General features: G+C 63.6%; 18 protein-coding genes. 4 read left to right on the plus strand and 14 right to left on the minus strand.

Translation table 11 applies throughout. The features are described 5' to 3' along the window. Nucleotides 1-110 precede the first annotated feature (110 nt). The 3 genes from J2X35_RS10575 to J2X35_RS10585 form a co-directional block, all read right to left on the minus strand. Entirely contained in the window at nt 111-845 is a 735-nt protein-coding gene (locus J2X35_RS10575) for an SDR family oxidoreductase (RefSeq protein WP_310185148.1), read from the minus strand. Nucleotides 846-964: 119 nt separating this feature from the next. Continuing rightward, nucleotides 965-1252 (minus strand): WYL domain-containing protein, encoded by a 288-nt coding sequence (locus J2X35_RS10580; RefSeq protein ID WP_310185149.1) that lies wholly within the window; start codon nt 1250-1252, stop codon nt 965-967. A 74-nt stretch (nt 1253-1326) separates the two neighbouring features. Beyond that, nucleotides 1327-2151, minus strand: coding sequence for a ferredoxin--NADP reductase (locus tag J2X35_RS10585; protein ID WP_310185150.1), 825 nt, complete (start codon nt 2149-2151; stop codon nt 1327-1329). Between the two features lie 224 nt (nt 2152-2375). On the opposite strand from J2X35_RS10585, the gene J2X35_RS10590 reads away from it, so the two are divergent. Then, nucleotides 2376-4445, plus strand: a complete 2070-nt coding sequence (locus J2X35_RS10590) for a hydantoinase/oxoprolinase family protein (protein ID WP_310185151.1) — start codon at nt 2376-2378, stop codon at nt 4443-4445. Next, nucleotides 4442-6133, plus strand: a complete 1692-nt coding sequence (locus J2X35_RS10595; RefSeq protein WP_310185154.1) for a hydantoinase B/oxoprolinase family protein — start codon at nt 4442-4444, stop codon at nt 6131-6133. The genes J2X35_RS10590 and J2X35_RS10595 overlap by 4 nt, the downstream gene beginning before the upstream one ends. Here J2X35_RS10595 and J2X35_RS10600 read toward each other — a convergent pair. Genes J2X35_RS10600 through J2X35_RS10630 form a run of 7 tightly spaced genes read right to left on the minus strand, consistent with a single transcriptional unit; the run spans nt 6122 to nt 13820 of the window. Further along, a complete protein-coding gene (locus tag J2X35_RS10600; RefSeq protein ID WP_056206848.1) occupies nt 6122-6703 on the minus strand; it encodes a putative glycolipid-binding domain-containing protein in 582 nt (193 codons plus the stop codon). The two genes, J2X35_RS10595 and J2X35_RS10600, sit on opposite strands and share 12 nt — an antisense overlap. A 25-nt stretch (nt 6704-6728) precedes the next feature. Continuing rightward, nucleotides 6729-7190, minus strand: coding sequence for a MarR family transcriptional regulator (locus tag J2X35_RS10605; protein ID WP_310185157.1), 462 nt, complete (start codon nt 7188-7190; stop codon nt 6729-6731). Beyond that, a complete protein-coding gene (locus tag J2X35_RS10610; protein ID WP_310185159.1) occupies nt 7187-7771 on the minus strand; it encodes an amino acid synthesis family protein in 585 nt (194 codons plus the stop codon). Before J2X35_RS10610 ends, J2X35_RS10605 begins: the two co-directional genes overlap by 4 nt. Further along, the gene (locus tag J2X35_RS10615; protein WP_310185160.1) at nt 7764-8669 is read right to left on the minus strand and encodes a UPF0280 family protein; all 906 of its coding nucleotides are present in this window, start codon (nt 8667-8669) and stop codon (nt 7764-7766) included. Before J2X35_RS10615 ends, J2X35_RS10610 begins: the two co-directional genes overlap by 8 nt. Continuing rightward, nucleotides 8666-10207, minus strand: coding sequence for a 6-hydroxynicotinate reductase (locus J2X35_RS10620; RefSeq protein WP_310185162.1), 1542 nt, complete (start codon nt 10205-10207; stop codon nt 8666-8668). Before J2X35_RS10620 ends, J2X35_RS10615 begins: the two co-directional genes overlap by 4 nt. Then, nucleotides 10204-12957 carry a molybdopterin cofactor-binding domain-containing protein gene (locus tag J2X35_RS10625; protein ID WP_310185165.1) on the minus strand — a complete coding sequence of 918 codons (2754 nt, stop codon included), beginning with the start codon at nt 12955-12957 and terminating at the stop codon, nt 10204-10206. The genes J2X35_RS10620 and J2X35_RS10625 overlap by 4 nt, the downstream gene beginning before the upstream one ends. Continuing rightward, a complete protein-coding gene (locus J2X35_RS10630; protein ID WP_310185167.1) occupies nt 12954-13820 on the minus strand; it encodes a xanthine dehydrogenase family protein subunit M in 867 nt (288 codons plus the stop codon). The genes J2X35_RS10625 and J2X35_RS10630 overlap by 4 nt, the downstream gene beginning before the upstream one ends. A gap of 212 nt (nt 13821-14032) precedes the next feature. Between J2X35_RS10630 and pncA the strand changes: the two genes are divergently transcribed. Further along, complete coding sequence (gene pncA, locus J2X35_RS10635) at nt 14033-14632, plus strand: bifunctional nicotinamidase/pyrazinamidase (RefSeq protein ID WP_310185168.1); 600 nt, start codon at nt 14033-14035, stop codon at nt 14630-14632. A gap of 82 nt (nt 14633-14714) precedes the next feature. After that, a complete protein-coding gene (locus J2X35_RS10640; RefSeq protein ID WP_405023209.1) occupies nt 14715-16145 on the plus strand; it encodes a sodium:proton antiporter in 1431 nt (476 codons plus the stop codon). A gap of 2 nt (nt 16146-16147) precedes the next feature. Here the strand turns inward: J2X35_RS10640 and J2X35_RS10645 are convergent, their stop codons facing one another. Genes J2X35_RS10645 through J2X35_RS10660 form a run of 4 tightly spaced genes read right to left on the minus strand, consistent with a single transcriptional unit; the run spans nt 16148 to nt 19419 of the window. Then, the gene (locus J2X35_RS10645) at nt 16148-16855 is read right to left on the minus strand and encodes an ABC transporter ATP-binding protein (RefSeq protein ID WP_310185169.1); all 708 of its coding nucleotides are present in this window, start codon (nt 16853-16855) and stop codon (nt 16148-16150) included. Next, entirely contained in the window at nt 16848-17579 is a 732-nt protein-coding gene (locus J2X35_RS10650) for an ABC transporter ATP-binding protein (protein WP_056116360.1), read from the minus strand. The genes J2X35_RS10645 and J2X35_RS10650 overlap by 8 nt, the downstream gene beginning before the upstream one ends. Further along, nucleotides 17576-18541 (minus strand): branched-chain amino acid ABC transporter permease, encoded by a 966-nt coding sequence (locus tag J2X35_RS10655; RefSeq protein ID WP_310185173.1) that lies wholly within the window; start codon nt 18539-18541, stop codon nt 17576-17578. The genes J2X35_RS10650 and J2X35_RS10655 overlap by 4 nt, the downstream gene beginning before the upstream one ends. After that, nucleotides 18538-19419: a branched-chain amino acid ABC transporter permease gene (locus tag J2X35_RS10660; protein ID WP_310185177.1), complete on the minus strand. Its 882-nt coding sequence runs from the start codon at nt 19417-19419 to the stop codon at nt 18538-18540. Before J2X35_RS10660 ends, J2X35_RS10655 begins: the two co-directional genes overlap by 4 nt. Nucleotides 19420-19436: the final 17 nt, after the last annotated feature.

The following is a 19436-nucleotide window of genomic DNA, read 5'->3' on the forward strand; positions in this document are numbered from 1 at the left end:
CTCCGCCTAGGTGCACGGCGTGGCTTTTCGAGAACCGGAGCGGAGCGTACTTTAAGTATGTGAGCACGGGATGCGCGGAAAGTCGCGTCGCGCGCCCGGCGGAGGGTCTCTCAGATCGACCAGCCGCCATCGATGTTATACGCCTGCCCGCTCGTATAGGTAGCACCGGCGAGATAGACGGCGAGGTCGGCGATTTCCTCAGGCGTGCCCAGCCGGCCCATGGGCTGGCGGGCGATGAAGGCGGCGCGGGCCGCGTCATAGTCTCCACCCGCGCGCATGCGGCCTTCCAGCGACGGGCTTTCGACCGTGCCAGGGCAGATGGCGTTGCAGCGGATGCCTTTGCCAACATAGTCCGCCGCCACCGCCTTGGTCAGACCGATGACCGCCGCCTTGGTGACGCCATAGACGAAGCGGTTCGGCACGCCCTTTGGCGCGCCGGCAACGGAGGCCATGTTAATGATCGCGCCGTCGCCGCGCTCCAGCATGCCGGGCAGCGCAGCGCGGATGGTGCGGACCATGGCGCGGACGTTCAAGTCGAAGGCGAAATCGAGATCGCCTTCCTTCATCTCCAGAATGGAGCCTGCATGGACGAAGCCGGCGCAGTTGAACAGCACGTCGACCGGGCCGATTTCGGCGAAGGCGGCTTCGACCGCGGCGTTATCGAGCACGTCCAGCCGACGGGTCGAAATGCCGGACTTTCCGGTGAGCTCCGACAGCGCCGTTTCGTTGATGTCTGTGGCATGCACCTTCGCACCCACAGCCGCGAAGGCAAGCGCGCTGGCCCGGCCGATGCCTTGCGCTGCAGCCGTGATGACCACCGTCTTGCCAGCGAGTTTCGTTATCATGATCGTCCTCCCGCTGCGGTCATTTCGTCACGCCAACCCGACACGACCGGCACCGCATTCCAAATGTTTTTTCTCGGTAAAGAACAAAACTTGAGACGTCAAGGACCAGTCTTGCGGAATCAGATCTGGCAGACTATCCGACGAAAAAACCTGTCGCGCGGGTTGTAGTCCGGATGGTTGCCGAAGAATTTTTCGGCGGTGACGGCAAGTGCTTCCAGGTCCTGCACGGCGAAACTGCGAAAACCTCGGCCGCTGCCGCCCGACACCTGCACGGCCGAGAGAATGAGAGCGCCATTCTCGCCATAGCCGAGAATATAGGGATCGACGATCCGGACGCTGTCCTTGTAAGTGAAGCGGAGCCGGCGCCACCCGCTTATGGCCTGACAGATCGTCCTGCTAACGTCCATGCCGATCTCCGCATCCTGCGATCCGAAGACAGGGGATGGCTGGCGAACCGCCAGTCCAGCTGGCGTCCCCGCGATCAGCCGACGAAGGCGCGCTCGACGACGAAACTGTCGGGCTGGCTCAGCGAGCCCTCGACGAAGCCGAGCCCCTCGGCCATTTCCTTGACGTCCTTCAGCATGTGCATGGAGCCGCAGATCATCACGCGATCGGTTTGCGGATCCAGCGGTTCGATGCCGAGGTCGGAATAGAACTTGCCGGAACCGATCAGCGCGGTGATGCGGCCCATGCAGGCCGAAGCCTCGCGCGTGGTGGAGTTGTAGAGCGTGACCCGGCCACCGGTCAGTTCGCCGATCAGCGGGTCGTTCTTCAGAGCCGAAACCAGCTCCTGGCCATAGGTCAGCTCGGCAATGTCGCGGCAGGTGTGGGTCAGATAGACCTGCTCGAACTTCTCATAGGTATCGGGATCGCGCAGCAGGCTGGCGAAAGGCGCGATGCCCGTGCCGGTGGAGATCATGAACAGCCGCTTGCCCGGCGTCAGCGCATCCAGCACCAGCGTGCCGGTCGGCTTCTGCCGCATGATGACAGTATCGCCGACCTGGATCTTCTGCAGGTGCGAGGTCAGCGGGCCGTCCGGCACCTTGATCGAGAAGAATTCCAGTTCGTCGTCCCAGGCCGGGCTGGCGACCGAATAAGCGCGGAAGACCGGCTTTTCGGCATTAGGCAGGCCGATCATGACAAACTCGCCCGAGCGGAATCGGAACGATTGCGGACGGGTGATGCGGAACGCAAACAGACGGTCGGTAAAATGCTTCACCGATACCACCGTCTCGGCGAAAACATTGGCAGGTATCGGAAATTGCGCCTTCGCGCCTGCGTCGTTCAACGCGGGAATGGTGTTCATTTCAAAACCAACCTCTGCCTGGCGCTCGTTACCTGGCGCTTGTAGGGCAAAAAGGGCGACGACACGACGCGCCCGAGCCGCAGAAGCGCTGCCGGGCCGAAATGACGTAAGCCCTTGTTTCGTAAAACTATTAGTATACAAACGATCTCCGAGTCAAGATAAGTGCGGGAAACGCCTTTCCAAACTGATACATATCCGTAGTTCGAGCATTTCGGGTTTCGGGAATGAATGAGAAAGTTTCGGCCGCGGCCGGCAGCGTCGTCGCGGGCATCGATGTCGGCGGCACCTTCACAGACCTGCTTTTGATCGACGCGCGCGACGGCGGAAGCGTCCACATCGCCAAGATACCCACCACCGTGGAGAACCAGGCCTTCGGCGTGGTTTCGGCGCTTGGCGCCACGCAATTCCCAGTCTCCGACATCGACCTCATCGTCCACGGCACGACGACCACCACCAATGCCGTGCTCGAGCGGCGTCTGGCGAAAACCGGCATGATCACCACGCGGGGGTTCCGCGACGTGATCGAGCTCGGCCGGCGCACCCGGCCACAGGCCTACGGGATGACCGGAACATTCGTGCCCGTCATTCCCCGCAATCTGCGGCTGGAGGTGACGGAGCGCGTCGAAGCCGGCGGCGCGATCCGTGTCGCGCTCGACGAGCAAGAAGTGCGCGAGGCCGTGCAGCGCCTTGTCGAAGCCGGCTGCGAATCCCTCGTCATCCACTTCCTCCATTCCTACGCCAATCCCACGCACGAGCGGCGCGCGGCCGAGATCGCCGCTGAGATCTGGACCAACGGCCACATCACCGCCGGCCATGCGCTTCTGTCGGAAGCGCGCGAGTTCGAGCGCGGCGTCACCGCCGCCGTCAACGCCTCCGTCCAGCCCATACTGGAACGGTATGTCGCCAGGCTGCGCAAGGAACTGGCCGCGCAGGGCTATGCGCGCGACTTCCTGATCATGAACGGCAATGGCGGCATGATCTCGGCCCGTTTCGTCACCGCAGAGTCGGCAAAGACCGTGATGTCGGGACCCGCCTCCGGCGTCATCGCCGCCGCCTATACCGGCAAGCGCGCCGGGTTCCCCAATCTCGTCACATACGACATGGGCGGCACCTCGACCGATGTGGCGTTGATCCGCAACGCCGAACCGGCCGTCTCCAACGAAATCGAAATCGAATATGGGATGCCGATCCATGTGCCGATGGTCGCGGTGCATACGGTGGGTGCCGGCGGCGGGTCGATCGCGCGCGTCGATGCGGCAGGTCTCATCCAGCTTGGACCGGAAAGCGCGGGCGCCAACCCTGGCCCGATCTGCTATGGCCGCGGCGGCAGCGAGCCCACCGTGACCGACGCCAACCTGGTGCTTGGCCGATTGGCGCCGAAAAAGCTTTTGGCGGTCGATCATCCGATTTCGATGGAGAGCGTCACGCGAATATTCGAAGACAAGATCGGCCGGGCGACCGGACTGTCGGGCGTTGACGCCGCAGGCGCCGTTCTGCGCCTCGGCAACATCAAGATGGCGGGGGCGATCCGCATGGTCTCGGTTGCACGGGGGCATGACCCGCGCGACTTTTCCCTGTTCGCCTTCGGCGGCGCGGGACCGCTGCACGCCTCGGCGCTGGCGCGAGAGCTCGGCCTGCCGCGCGTACTGGTGCCCGCGCGGCCGGGCATCACCAATGCATTGGGCTGCGTGGTGGCCGACATGCGCCACGATTTCGTCAACACGATCAACCAGCCGGTCAGCGGCCTCGATTTAGCGCAGGCGGCGGGCATTCTGGCGCGCCACAGGTCAGAAGGCGAGGCGCTGATCGCCAAGGAAGCGGTGACGCCTGAAACGATTCGCGTCACCCATTCGGCGGACATGCAGTTCATCGGCCAGACGCATATCATCAACGTGCCGCTCCCCTCGGCCCACATCGAACGGGCGGTGCTGCAAGATTTGTTCGAGCGCGCCTACTTCGCACGTTTCAGGGTCAAACTGCCGGAAATCCGCGCCGTACTGGTCAATCTCAACACATCCGTCACCGGTGTGCGGACGCCGCTCGATCTTAGCCGACTGATCGATCCGGCCGGGCGAGCTTCCAGCCTTGATGCCGCGCTGCGCGAGGTCCGGCCTGTCTGGTACGGCGGGATATGGCACGATACGCCGGTTTACGATCGCGAAAAGCTGCCGCTCGATGCCATGATCGAGGGTCCTGCGATCCTCGAGCAGATGGACTGCACCACGGTGATGGAGCCGGGCGACCGGGCGCAGAGCGACGCGGATGGGAATCTGGTCATCGAGGTGGGACGATGACCACGCTCAACGCCATAACTCTCTCCGTCATCCAGGCGGCGCTGCAGCAGGCCTGCGACGAGATGGACCTGACATTTTCGCGCGCCGCCTTTTCGCCCGTCATCGCGGAAGCCAACGACCGCTCGGACGGCATTTATTCGGCAGCTGACGGTTCGCTGATCGCACAGGGCAGCCAGGGCCTGCCGGTGTTCGTCGGCGTCATGCAGTATTCGACGAGAACTGTTATCGAGATGATCGCCGACGGGCGCTGCCTGCCGCCCGAGGAAGGCGACATCTACATCGTCAACGACCCCTATCTCGGGGGCACGCATCTGATGGATGTACGCTTTGTCATGCCGCTTTACCGGGCGGGCCGTATCTTCTGCTGGCTGTCCAACACCGGTCATTGGCCCGACATTGGCGGCTCGGTACCGGGCGGCTTCTCGGCTTCCGCAACAGCCGTCGAGCAGGAAGGACTGCGGCTGCCACCGGTTAAACTGTTCAAGAAAGGCGTGCTCGACCGCGAGATCCACGCCATCATTTCATCCAACATCCGGGTCGCGGACCAGCGCATCGGCGACATCAAGGCGCAGGCAGCCGCCTTGCTGGTCGGGCAAGACCGGGTGAACGAAATCCTGGACCGTTACGGCGACGAAACAGTCTCCGAGGCCATTGCGGAACTGCGCCGCCGCGCCGCCGACCAGATGCGCGCGCATATCGCCGCCATCCCGGATGGCACGTATCGCTCCAAGGCGTTCGTGGACTCAGACGGCGTCGTGAACGAACCGCTGACCATCGCTTTGGCTGTCGAGAAGACGACCGACAGGCTGACTTTCGACTTTACAGGATCGTCGAAACCCTGCGCCGGGCCGATGAACAGCGTGCTGGCGACGACGCTGTCGTCTGTCTATCTCGCCATGCGCCACATCTTTCCCGACGTTCCGATCAGCGCCGGCGCCTTCGAGCCGCTTGTCGTCAATACGCCGGAGGACACCTTCCTCGATGCGCATTATCCACGCCCCGTCTCGGGCTGCGCGGCTGAGGTTTCGCAGCGCATCGCCGAAGCCGTATTCGCGGCGATGGTTCAGGCATTGCCGGAAAAAGTGACGGCGGCCCCGGCCGGATCGAGCGGCAATTTCGCGCTTGGCGGCAGCGATCCGCTGCGCGGGCGTGACTATGTCATGTACCAGATCTCCGGCGGCGGCTATGGCGGCAATGCCGGCCATGACGGCCTCTCCAACGGCTGCTCGACCATCGGCATTTCGAAGTCCCCGCCGGTCGAGATCATGGAGCAGGCATTCCCCGTGCTCTACCGCCACTATGCCTTGCGTGAAGGGTCCGGTGGCGCCGGCAAGCATCGCGGCGGCTTCGGTCTCGCCTATGAAGTGGAGCTTTTGCGCGGCGAGGCGCGGGCCTCCTTCGTCATGGACCACGGCCGCTTCGGACCGCAGGGCGTTCTGGGTGGCGGGGACGGCGCGGTGAACGAGGTAACGGTTTTCCGGGATGGTGAGGCACATGTGCCGCCGCATCTTTCCAAGGAACAGGACATTCCTCTCAAGGCCGGGGACCGCGTGCGGGTGGCGACCCCCGGCGGCGGAGGCTATGGCGACCCGGCGGAGCGCAGCCCCGAGCCGATCCGCCGCGATGTGGAGATGGGTTACTATACGCTGGAGCAGGCGGAGCGACTGTTCGGAACCTCATACCGCTGAAGCTGTCCGATCCTCCATCTGCCACAGTTCCGGATAGAGCCGAACGAAACCGCTGCTGTCGATCTCGAGCGTGGCCCGATATCCGCTCGTGGGCGACTCATACCAATAGTGGGTGTCGTCGCGCCGTTCGTATATCTGCGGCAAATCAAGCAAGCGCTCCCTGCCTATGTCGAACCAGACGACGGAGAATTCAGCCCTTTCGCCAATATGCAAGTTCGCACGCCGCAACTGCTGGAAATTGGTTGCGGGCGTGAAGCCGAAATCGAGATCGGTCAGTTCCACCAGCCCGTTAGGCCTGCCGTCGAGCATCCACCCCTCCGCCGTCTTTTCAATTTCGTGTCGAAAATGCCGTCCGCCGGAAAAGCCCGCGACGGCGCCTCGAAACGCTACCCAGGCCTCGTCCATTTCGACCGAGTAACCGGCTGACATCGGCCCGTTGTCGCCCCGGAACACGGCTGTCCCGGTCAGCTTCCAGCCGTTGGAGACAGTCGTGAGCAGTGCGGCGTCATGGCCCTGCGTATAGAGACAGCGCCAGAGGGCGTTTCGGGGCTTGTCCACCGGATCAGTCACCAGCGCCTCCTCATGAATGCGGGGCTCAGGCAAGCTTTGCCAGAAGCTTCAGGAAAGTGGCGATTTCCTTGTCCGTCAGCGGCGCCAGCGTCTCCTGTGTGGCCTGCTGCGCCAGCGGGATGAGCCGCTCGATGGTCGATCTTCCCTCGGCGGTCAGGCTCACCATCAGCCTGCGCTTGTCGGCATCATGCCTGGAAAGATCGACCAATCCTCGCGCCTTCAGCCGGTCGATGACACCCTTGATCGTGGCTGCGTCCATGGCGACAAGCGTGCCAAGCTGGTTCTGCGAGGTTTCGCCGACGTCGTGAAGCTTCGCCAACGCCGCGAACTGCGGCGGCGTCAGGTCGGCGATATGAGCGGCGAAGATCGAGACATGGCGTTGGTGCGCCTTGCGCAGGATAAAGCCCACCTGCTCCTGCAGGTGATAGGCCTCGTCCGTGGCGGCATCGGCCTCGACGATCTTGAGGAGATTGCTTTCGCCGGTCATCGCTGGCCGTCCCACAGCTTGATGTCCTTGGCTTCCAACCCACCCATACGACTGTGGATGCGCGGGCCACAGGCCATGGCGAGGCAAAACAGGATTTCGTCCGCGCGGGGGCCGTCGCCGGCGCGCACCTCGAAGGCGTCGAAATGGCTGCGAACATAGGCGGCGTTGATGTGTCCGAGCGGCACGTCCAGTGTCGCGCCAATGCCGCCGACCTTCATCGCCGAGGGCACGATCGCCTTGGCCTGACCGAGGCGCTCCCGCATCGCATAACCGCCCGGCACATGCCAAAGCGCGCCATGTTCGATCTCGCCTGCGCTGCCGACAATGGCGCCCTTGCCGTAGCCGTCAATCTGCACGACATCGCCGCCCAGCGCAGCGATCAATCGGTCGGTAAGGTCAAGGCCAAGCGGCTTCAGATCATCCATCGCCGGCTGCAGATCGGCGGCATATTTGCCGGCAAACGGGTTTAGCACGATTGCCCACGCGGCGGCGCGGCGACGCGGCATCGCGGGAGCCGGACCACCTTCATGAAGGATTTCCTCGGTAATGACGGCGATCTTGCGGACGGGAAAGTCAGGCATGGGCAGGACCCCTGGCGAATGACTGGTCGATGGTTCCAGCCGGCGGCGAAAGAGAACTCTTCAACGGGAATGGGTCCGTCATCACACATCTGCCTGCAAGGAACAATGCCGACGCCTCGATCAGGCCGCGCCGGCGAAAATCCTCCGCCACCGCAAGGCCGGCGGCCAACGCCGTTTCAATATCCTGCTCGGACAAATATCCCACGCCAGTCGTCACCAGCCGCCCGCCGAGATCGCTGTCCGGTGCCAGTTCGCACGCCGGCCGACGCGCCACCGCGGGGTGGCCCTGCAGATCGACCGCGTTGGCGATCAGCGTTGCGGCAGCGTCGGCCGCAGCGCCATTGCGGGCCAGCACCGTCACGGCATCAGCAATTCCAAGCGAGAAAGACCGCCCACGCCAGCCGCTGGTGGCGATGCCGCGCACCGGGTTGTCGGCGCTGATAGCGATACGGTCCGAGAGGCCATGGCCGGTTCCGCCGATCGCCAACGTCATCGTCTGGCCCGGGGCCAGATGCAAAGCGATGTCGCCTCCATTGTTGACATAGGCCTTGTCGAGCGTACGGCCCGCCACCAGAGCCACCAGCACTTCATCCGCAACCGAGCCGGCCACGGCCGCCAGCGGCGTGATGAAGGTATGGGCGAGTGGCGAAACCGCCTGCTCCATACGGCGAGCAGTTGTGCGCCAGAAAGGCCGGGGCCCAGGAGTGGCCGGCCGGCGAAGTTCGGCCAGTTCCTCCACCAGTTCGCCGAGCACTGTCTCGAAGCGGGCGACCGCTTGCTCGTAAGCCAACCGGCGTTCGGTCGGCGGTCCGAAAACCTCGATGACAAGATCGATAGGTCCGTGATTGAGATGAAGCCGCCTGCCGTCTTCCAGCCAGTGCGCCTGCGGGCCGTTCATGATCGGCCACCCTCGCCACCTCTGTGCAATTGCGCCAGCGGTGGCCACGGATTGCTGGGTGGAGCGTCCCTGTCGCGCCGGGCATTGAGATATTCGCCGCCTCGCGCTTTGACGTCTTCGACGCTGCGGATTTCGTCCGCGTAGCCACCAAGCCTTATGTAGTCATCCCGTCTCAGCGTGAACTCTATCGGCGCCACCAGCGCCGGGGTCGGCACATGGCCGAAGGCGTTTTCGGGCACGCGGGTGACATCCACCATCAGGGTGATGCCACCGCCGGGCCAGACATAGACCGGCGCGCCGCCTACTGTGACATAGGTTTTCATCCCCTGGACGGAACGGGTGAGATTGACCGGATTTTCGGTGACGCCGGCCCGCAGCGAACCGCCCGCGCCGCCAATGAACAGCACCGTGCACAGCGCCGGCTCGCAATTGTCCTCGATCAGACCCACCGATTTGCGCAGCCGTTCAGGGAACGGCTTTTCGACCGGCTTCAACGCCGCGTCCAGTTCGTAGTAGGTAAACTGCTCGCCAGTGGTCGACACCATGAGCAGCGACAGGCCGGGGCGAGCGCCTTTTTTTTCATTCCAGTCGCCAAGAATCGACCGCGGGTCGGAAATGCTCGTGCCGCCCCAGCCGATGCCTGGTTCCGACACCTTGAAATAGCGGCCAGGGGTTGAGCGGCGACCGACGATCCTGATGCCGGTGTCTTCCCAGCCCAGCACCTTGCCGGCCTGATGCTCGGACACGACACCGGTGATGTGATCGTCGACCACGACGACCTCGTCGACCAGCCCGCGCCATTGCGAGGCGAACATGCCGATGGTGGCGGAGCCGCAGCCGACGCGCATGCGGCTCTCGGCCTTGCCGTCGATAACGGGCGGCTTGCCGGCTTCGACGATCACCGTCGAGCCGCCCTCGATGGCCAGTTCGACGGGCTTGCGGTTGCAAAGGTCGAGCAGTGTGTCGCAGGTGACGCGGCCTTCCTGCTTCGAGCCGCCGGTCAGATGGTGCACGCCGCCGAGCGACAGCATCTGCGAGCCGTATTCACCTGTTGTCACGTGGCCGACCGCCTCGCCCTGCGCTCGCACCATCGCCGTTTCGGGACCGAGGTGACGGTCCGTATCTATCTTCACCTTGACGCCGCAATAGGAGAAGATGCCTTCGGTGACGACGGTCACGAGATCGACACCCTCGACCTCCTGGCTGACGATGAAGGGTGCCGGCTTGTAGTCGGGATAGGTCGTGCCGGCGCCGATGGCGGTGACGAACGGGCGCGCGGTGCTGACAAGATCGCCGTTCCACTCCCGGTCCCCCGCGGCAAAGGGAACGACTGCGCCGCCGGCATCGGCCGCATGATCGAGGATCGTCAGCGGGTCCATGCGAACGATGCGGCCGTCTATGTTGCCGTAACGATCGCAAGCTCCGGTGCGGCCATCGGCGATGTAGCACATGACGGGACAGGCGTCGCAGCGAACCTTTTCGGCTATCTGCTTCTGACCGGGATCGTGGGTTTCAAACCGTTCGGAAAGCTCGCTCATGCGGCGTCCTTTCCTGCCTGGATTGCCGCCAGCACCCGTGACGGGGTGGCGGGAACCTTGGTGACGAGAATGCCGGTGGCATGGCGGATCGCGTTCAGGATGGCCGGCGCCGTCGGGATCAGCACATGCTCGCCCAGCCCCTTGGCGCCGAACGGACCTTCGGGATCGGGCACCTCGACAAGGATCGTTTCAATCGGCGGCACGTCGCCGATTGTCGGAATGAGATAATCGTGTAAATTCTCGGTGCGGCCGGGGATGTATTCCTCCATCAGCGCCATGCCTATGCCTTGGGCGATACCGCCCTCGATCTGGCCTTCCGCCAGTATCGGATTGATCGCCTTGCCGACATCGTGTGCCGCGGTGATCTTGATGAGCTTCACCGTGCCGAGCTTCATATCGACCTCGAGTTCAGCGATCTGCGCGCCATAGCCGTAGACGGCATAAGGCTTACCCTGGCCCTTGGCATCCATGGCAGTCACCGGCGGATCGTAGGTCTCCTCAGCCACAAAGACGAAGCCATCGGCATCCGCCGGCATCGACGCCAGATCGATGCGCCGGACGGCCTCGTCCTCGCGGATCACCACGACCGATCCGTCAAGATCGAGCTCGGCCTGCGCCGAAACATTGGCAAAGCGCAGGACCGCGTCGCGCAGCGCCTGACCGGCTTTTTGCGCGGCCTTTCCGGTGACGAAAGTCTGGCGCGAGGCGGATGTCTTGCCGGCGTCGGGAGTTATCGCGGTGTCGGCGCCCCTGAGGCGCAGCGACTGCAGCGGCACGCCAAGCGCGTCTGCGCAAATCTGCGCGATGACTGTGTTCGAACCCTGGCCGATGTCGACCGCGCCCTGATGCAGCACCACCTCGCCTCTTTGCGAGAGGCCGACCTTGATGGTGGACGGGTTTGGCAAAGACGTGTTGCCGCAACCATACCAGCACGAGGCTATGCCAACGCCACGTTTCAGGCCGCTGTTCGATGTATTGAAGGCTTCGGCCTCGGCCAGGGCACGCCGCCAGTGCGGCTTCAACGCGTCCAGGCAATCGGCAATGCCGACGCCGCTTTCCAGCCATTGTCCGGTAACCGTTTCGGCACCGTTACGAAGGCAATTGCGCAGCCGGAACTCAAGCCGATCAATGTTCAGCTTTGCGGCAAGCTCATCATACAAGGTTTCCTGCATGAGCGTCGCCTGCGGTACCCCAAAGCCGCGAAAGGCCCCTGAGATCGGGCCGTTGGTATGGATCGCCCGCCCCCAGGCGCGATAGTTCGGCGTGAGGTAAGGGCCGCTGGCATGAACCGGCACGCGGTTGGCGACGGTCGGCCCCCAGCTCGCATAGGCGCCGGTGTTGAACTCGCCCGCGAAAGTCATGCCGACAATGCGGCCTTCGGCGTCGGCGCCGATGCGCGCCTGCATCTGTGCCGGATGACGCTTGGTCGTCGACATCATGGATTCGCCGCGTGTGTAGGCAAGGGCGGCGGGTCGGCCTGTTTTCAATGCCACGAGCCCGATCAGCGGCTGCAATGAGATGTCCAGCTTGGAGCCAAAACCGCCACCTGTGGCGGTCGGCACGATGCGGACCTTTTCAGGGGCGAGTCCCAACACCTTGGCCGTCTCGTCGCGGTCCATGTAGGGCGCCTGGGTACAGGCGACGACCACTAGCGTGTCGCCGTCCATATGGGCATGGCCTGCCTCCGGCTCGATATAGGCGTGTTCGACATAGGAGGTGCTGATGGCGCCGGACACGATGAAGGCCGCGCCGGCAAGCGCTTCGTCAGGATCGCCGCGTTCGACAAAGCCGCTGGTCAGCAGGTTTCCCTCACGGCCAGAATGAATGCGGTACGCGCCTTCGGCGGTTGCAGCGGCCGCTTCCAGCATGTTGGGCCGCTCGCGCCATTCCACGGGAAAATCCGTGAGGTCGAGAGCGAGCATCGCTTCCCGCTCGCCCGCGACCAGCGCCACCGCCTCGCCGCGGAACCTCGCCGTTTCCTCGGCCAGCGCCGGCTGATCGGCAAAGGGCGTGATGACGCCGAAACAATTGCGTCCGGGAATGTCGGCCGCCGTGAAGATAGCGACGATGCCCGGCCGGCCCTCAGCCCATCCAGCAAGATCGCCAAAGCTGAAATCCGCATGGAAATAAGGCGACCGGATCACAGCCACAGCCAAAGCGTCCGTCGGGAAGGAATCGGCGCCGAACTTTTCAGCCCCCGTCACTTTCGGCACACCGTCCAGCCGGACCGGCGACGCTCCCACAGCCTGCCCCACCCTCGGCCATCGGCGATCCAATCCGAGCGCATTCGACGAGACGTCCATCACTGCCGTGACGATCTTGCGGTAGCCGGTGCAGCGGCACAGTATCCCGCCCAGCGCGTCCTGCACCTCCGCCTCGGTTGGAGAGGCATTCCGTTCCAGCAAGGCTGTTGCCGCGACGAGAAGGCCTGGCGTGCAAATGCCGCACTGGGCCGCGCCGTGCTTTAGAAAGGATGCCTGCAGCGCCGACAGATTGCAGGCGGCAAGCCCTTCGACTGTGGTAACGGAGCATCCGGCCACGGATGCAGCCGGCACCAGGCAGGCGCAGACTGGCGCCCCTTCGACCAGCACCGTACAGGCGCCGCAATCGCCGGCATCGCAGCCCACCTTCGTTCCCGTCATCCGCAAATCATCGCGCAGCAGCGCCGAAAGGCGGCGAACAGGCAGGGTTCGGACCGAAACTGCCGTTCCGTTCACCGCGAACTCGATGTCAACGCCGTCGATGCTCATGCGACCATCCCGGCCGCCACTTCAGCGGAATCAAGTCCGGTGGCGGAGAGCATGGCGCGCCTGACGATTTCCCGCGCTGCGTCTCGCCTATAGAGGGCGGTGCCACGCACATCATCGATGGGCGAGAGTTCATCAATCGATGCATCGCGCACGATGTCCGGCAATTCCCTGACCGATTTCCCCAGCAGCAGGGATTCCAGCCCCGCCAAGCGGACAGCAACCGCCGAGCAGGAACCAACGGCAATCGAAGCCTCCGCAACTATTCCGTTCTCGATGACGAACCGGGCGGCGGCCATGGCGATCGAAATCACCAGGTAGCGCCGTGCGCCAAGCTTGACGAAGGCCGAGCGGCCGGTGGCGGCGGCCTTCGGAACGCGAATGGCCGTTACCATCTCGTTGGGCTGCAAGGCGGTGCGGCGGTTGCCGAGAATAAAGGCTTCGAGCGGGAGGTATCGCGTCGACGCCGCAGAACGCAGTTCGACCTCGCTGCCCAACACCATCAGCGCCGGAGCACCGTCGGCGGCCGGAGAAGCGTTGCAAAGATTGCCGGCAATGGACGCGACGTTCTGGATCTGTTGCGAACCGACCTCACGCGCCGCCTGCTTCAGGGCATCAAAGGCCGGCGGCAACTCATGCCCGATGAGATCGGTCCAGGTGGTGCGCGAGCCGATAGACCAATGGCTGTCCGTCTCGGCGATGCCGCGCAGCGCCGAGAGGCCGTTTATGTCGAGCACATTTTCCCGCAATGGCCGGTTGCCCAAGGCCGGATAGAAATCAGTGCCGCCGGCAAGGATTCGCCAGGATCCTTCGCCAAGCAGGGCGAGCGCCTGTTCAAGTTCGGTGGGCTTTGCGTAACGAGTCACGCCTGCCTTCCATTTCACCGCAGACATAAACTTCGCGAGGAGCGGCCTTCCCCAAGACCAGCCGGTGTGCCGGCCAATTCATTCGTATGCAAATGATATCAAGCCGCGTCATATTGTCAAAGCCGAGTTTCGCAGGCGGCGACGGACGGTTCGCGGTTGACGCAAGCGGCCATCTGGCCGAGTTTCTGCCTTCCGTTCGCGAGGAGGCTTTCTTGTCCAACGAAGCTCTGATCGTCATCGACATGCAGAACGATTTTTGCCCCGGCGGGGCGCTGGCGGTTGCCGGCGGCGACGAGATCGTTCCGCTCGTCAACGATCTGATCCGTCATGCCGATCATGTCGTCATGACGCAGGATTGGCACCCTGCCGGTCACTCCAGCTTCGCTTCCAGCCATCACGGCAGGAAACCGTTCGAGGCAATCGAGATGGACTATGGTCCGCAAACCCTGTGGCCGGATCATTGCATCCAGGGTAGCACAGGGTCGCGGTTCCATTCCGGGCTTGCCTGGGGGAAGGCGGAACTGGTCCTGCGCAAGGGTTTTCGGCCCAACATCGACAGCTATTCGGCATTTTTCGAGAATGACCACAAGACGCCGACGGGGCTGACAGGTTATTTACGCGAACGTGGCATATCGGCAGTCACGCTGGTCGGGCTGGCAACCGATTTCTGCGTCGCCTATTCGGCCCTCGACGCGATCCGCCAAGGCTTTCGCGTCACCGTCAAACTCGACGCCTGCCGCGCCATCGACCTGAACGGCTCGCTCGACGCGATGCTGGCGCGAATCCGGGAAGCGGGGGTTGCGCTGGCGTGATTTTGCCTGTCAAACGCCCCAGGGATTATTCGATCCAAGGTTTTTCAACGGGGTCGAGGATTGTAACCGGGGATTGGGCGACGTGCGATTTTTAACGCTGGCGGCCGGGCTGGCCACTCTGGCCTTTGCCACGCTTTTTTCCGTCACGGCTTTTGCAGCGGAGAGCCACGCTCTTCCCGGCGACGTGATGTCGCTGTGGTGGGCGGTTCCGTTTGCCGGTCTGCTGCTGTCGATCGCTACCGGGCCGCTGCTTTTCCCGCATGTCTGGGAGCATCACTACGGAAAGATCACCATGGGCTGGGCTTTGCTGGCAATCGCCCCGATGGGCTGGGCCTATGGGGCAAGTGCGGCAACCGAATCCGTGCTGCACGCGGTGCTGCTCGAATACATGTCCTTCATCATCCTGCTGTTTGCCCTGTTTACCATTGCCGGCGGCATCCTTGTGGCGGGCAACATTCATGGCACGCCGTTGATGAATGCCGGGCTGCTGCTGATCGGCGCGATGCTCGCTTCCGTGGTTGGTACCACCGGAGCGTCGATGATCATGATCCGCCCCATTATTCGCGCCAACGACAACCGGCCTTTCAACGCCCATGTCGTCATCTTCTTCATCTTCCTCGTCTCCAACATTGGCGGCTCGCTGACCCCGCTTGGCGATCCGCCGCTGTTCGTCGGCTTCCTGCGCGGCGTCGATTTCTTCTGGACCACAATCCACATCCTGCCGGACACGCTGTTCGTCGGCGGACTGGTGCTTGCCGTCTTCCTGGCGATGGATTTCTACTTCCACGGGCGGGAGGAAGGCGCGCCGAAGATCAAGGATCCGACGCCGGATTCCAAGATTCGAATCCGCGGCCTGCCGAACATTGTTTTGCTGGCCGGCGTCATCGCCGCGATCCTGATGTCGGCCGCATGGAAACCCGGCACCGCCTTCTCCATCATGGGCGTGGAGATCGAGATACAGAACCTCGCGCGCGACATCGTCATCCTCGCTCTGGCGCTGGTTTCGCTGGCGATATCGCGCAAGGAATACCGCGCCGCCAACGGCTTCACCTGGGGGCCGATCGCCGAGGTGGCAAAATTGTTCGCCGGCATCTTCATCTGCATCGTGCCGGTGATCGCCATCCTGCGCGCCGGACCGTCGGGAGCGCTAGCTCCGCTCGTGGCGCTGGTCACCGGGGCCGACGGCCAGCCGAACGATCTCGCCTATTTCTGGCTGACCGGCGCTCTGTCTTCCTTTCTCGACAATGCGCCGACCTATCTGGTGTTCTTCGAGCTTGCTGGCGGCGACGCCCAAAGGCTGATGACGGACCTCGCCTCGACGCTAGCGGCTATTTCGGCCGGCGCAGTGTTCATGGGGGCCAACACCTATGTCGGCAACGCCCCGAACTTCATGGTCTATGCCATCGCCCGCCATCAAGGGGTGAAGATGCCGGGATTCTTCGGCTACATGCTTTGGTCGGGAGCGGTGCTGATCCCGATCTTCATACTGGCGAGCCTGCTTTTCTTCCGCTGAGATCAGCCGACTCCGACGTAACGGCGGACAGCGGAAGGGTCGGCGCGCAGGGCCTCGACCGGCATTGTCTCACGGTTGCGACCGTTCTCGATGAAGGCGACGCGGTCGGCGACCGATAGGACAGCATCGACGCGCTGCTCGACCAGAATGGTGGAAACGCCACGGCCGCGCAGTTGCGCCACCGTCTCGCGTATCTTCTGGATCATCGACGGCATCAGTCCTTCCGTCGGCTCATCCAGAAGCAGCACCTGCGGTTCGACACAAAGCGCCCGCGCCATTGCCAACTGCTGTTGCTCGCCGCCAGACAGCGTGCCCGAACGTTGCTTCAGCCGTTCGCGCAGCACCGGGAAGAGGTCCAGCACGGCCTCGCGAACCGCCTTGCCTTTGCCGCGCGTCATCAGGCCGATCTCGATGTTCTCGGCCACCGTCATCTCGGCAAAGAGACGCCTGCCCTGCGGCACATAGGCGATGCCGGTTTTCGGAATTTCATGAGCCGGCAAACCGGTCAGTTCCCGATCTCCGAGCCTGATCGACCCGGCGGCCGCCGGAACGAGTCCCATGATCGCCTTCAGCGTCGTCGTCTTGCCGGCGCCGTTGCGGCCGAGCAGGCACAGCACCTCGCCTTTGGCCAACGTCAAGTTCAGGCCGTGCAGCACCTGAACTTCGCCATAAAAGCAATCGAGCTCGGAGATGGTTAGGATGTCAGACATGCGCCGCCACCCCGAGATAGGCTTCCTGCACGCGGGCATCGGCACGCACCTCTTCGGGCGAGCCCTCCGCCAGCACCCGCCCTGCATTCATCACGGTGATGCGCCCTGCAAGTTCCATGACCACGGGCATATTGTGTTCGATCAAAAGCACCGTTCCGTCCTTGGCGATATCGCGGACGAGGCCGATGAAGTTCTCGATCTCGCTATCGGCGAGCCCTTGCGTCGGCTCATCCAGAATGAGCAGGCGCGGCTTCAGCGCCAGCCCCATCGCCACTTCGAGAAGACGCTGGTGACCGTAGGAGAGCGAACCGGCCAGCGTGTGCGCTCGTCCGGCCAGACCGGTGCGGTCGAGAGCCTCCATCACACTGGCATGGACCGTTCGCCTTGAGCGGCCGTCGGCCAGCGTGCGCTGCACCGGAAGCGCCACATTGTCATAGGCGCTCAAATTCGCGAAGATGCTGGTGATCTGGAACGTGTAGGCAATGCCCATGCGCACCCGGCGATGCGCCGGCAGGGAGGTGATGTCGGCGCCATCGAACAGGATGCGGCCCGAGGATGGCGGAATGCGCCCGCAGATCAGGCTCACGAAAGTGGTCTTGCCGGCGCCGTTAGGGCCGATGACGGCGCGGATTTCGCCCGGCAACAGGCTGAAGTCGACGTCCTGCACGGCGCGCAGACCGCCGAAATTACGCGACAGCTTGCTGGTGGTCAGAAGCGGCGTCACGGCAGCCATCTCAGCCAGCGGTGCCGGATCGTTCCCAGCACGCCCTTGGGGAAGAACAAGACGACGACGATCAGCATGACGCCGACGATCAGCAGCCAGGCGGAGGTGTAGCTGCTGGCGATATCGGTGACATAGTACATGGCCAGGGTGCCGACCAGCGGGCCGAGCGCCGTGGCGGCCCCTCCGAGCAACACCCAGAGCAGCGGCAGGATCGAATACTGCACCGAGGCAAAGCTCGACCCGACATAACCGAACAGCAGCGCATAGGCCGCGCCGGCAGCGGCGCATATCGTGCCAGAAACAATCACCGCCGCCAGCTTGTTGGCGAAGGTGTCGAAGCCCAGCATCTTCGTGCGCTCCTCGTTTTCGCGGATGGCGACCAGCACCCGTCCGAAGCCTGAACGCACAAGCACAAGCACCACCGCCAGCACGATGGCAAATAGCGCTAGCGCCACCCTATAGCGAACGGCAGGGTTGGTGAGATCGAAGGATGCGCCACCGAGGTACATCACTCTCGATCCTTGCGGAACGACCAGTCCCTGATCGCCGCCTGTCCAGCGGGCGAAATAGAGGATTGTCAGGTAGAAGACCTGCGCGAACATCATGGTGACGATCATGAAGGCGACGCCGCTGGTGCGCAGCGCGAGCAGCCCGATCACCAGCGCCAGCACAGCACCACAACCGATGCCGCCGGCGAAGGCGAGCGGAACGCTCCAGCCCAGATGATAAACGGAGAGACCCGCGCCATAGAGGCCGGCGGCGAAGAACATGGCATGGCCGAGGCTGAGCAGCCCGACATAGCCGAACAGCAGATTGTAGCCCATCGCGAATGTCGCCAGCACCATGATGCGGGCGACGAGACCGTGGTGATAGGGCGGAAGAACAAAGCTCAGAGCGAACAGAAGGCCGATGACCGCGACATGGAGGCCATAGGCCTTCAGGGCTGAAGCCTCTCCCTTCATCGTGCCGTCGTTCCAAACAGGCCCTGCGGCCGGAACACCAGCACCATGGCGACGAGGAACGTCGCGATGATCTTGGCCAGCGTCGGCGAGAAGAACACCGAGATGATGCCGTCGGACAGGCCGATGATGAGCGCCGCGACCACCGTGCCGCGCAGCGAGCCGAGCCCTCCGATGATGACGACGATGAAGGACAGGAGCAGCGGGTCCTGCCCCATAAGATAATGCGCCTGGCTGATCGGCACGATCAGCACAGCCGCCACCGCCGCCAGCATGGCGCCGAGGGCGAAGACCCCGGCATAGACGCGCTCGACCGGAATGCCGAAAGCCTGCGCGGTTTCCCGGTCGTATTGTGTGGCGCGCATGACCATGCCGATCTTCGTGCGGGTCAGCACCAGCCATGTCGCCATCAGCAGCAGTGCCGAAGCCGCCACGACCGAGAGCTTGTATCCCGAATAGCCGAACCAGGGCAGAAGGATGCGATAGTTGAACGGCGGCTCGACCGGCCGCGCCTCCGGCCCATAGAAGGTCAGGGCAAGCTGCTGAATTATGTAGAGCAGGCCGATGGTGGCGACGATGGTGGCTTCGGGATTGTAGTTCAGCCTCCGAAGCACCACCCGTTCTGCGACAAGAGCCACGGCGCCGGCAATCAGCGGCGCGATCACCAGCGCGGCGAGAAAGCCTAGCGCGGGATGCCCGGTGATCGCCGTGGTGATGGCCCAGGCCAGCACTGCGCCCAACATGAAGAACTCGCCATGCGCTACATTGACGATGCGCATGACGCCGAACACCAGCGACAGGCCGAGCGCTGTCAGCGCCAGCACCGCCGCGGTGACAAGCCCTTCCAGCGAGGCAAGGAGGAGGTGCGGTCCGAAGGCCATCGGTGAAGGAGACGGAG

Origin of the sequence: Mesorhizobium sp. BE184 (genome assembly GCF_031457045.1) — a bacterium.
GTDB lineage: Bacteria > Pseudomonadota > Alphaproteobacteria > Rhizobiales > Rhizobiaceae > Mesorhizobium.